Below are 269 nucleotides of genomic sequence, written 5' to 3'. Positions count from 1 at the left end.
AAAAGTTTGTCGCCAGTAGCGACGAGATGCCGGAACACAGCTCTCAGGTAATGTATTACTCGCTAGCTATCGGCCATCACGTTGGCGTGATTGATTGTCTGAATGTCGCCTTCCGCTGCCCACTGACGGAATACGAAGATTGGCTTGCACTGGTCGAAGAGGAGCAAGCCCGACGTAAGATGCTGGGGGTGATGACTTTTGGTGAGATTGTTATTGACGCCAGCCACACCGCCCTGTTGACCCGGGCATTCGCGCCACTGGCGGATGAC

General features: G+C 54.6%; 1 pseudogene. It reads left to right on the top strand.

Annotated elements, in window-relative coordinates:
- Positions 1–269: pseudogene (hyfJ, locus tag AC0L3S_RS39390) on the top strand (hydrogenase 4 assembly chaperone HyfJ); the annotation flags it as partial.

It is taken from the genome of Bradyrhizobium sp. Ken01 (genome assembly GCF_055807355.1).
This window is presented reverse-complemented; position numbering and strand designations above follow the sequence as displayed.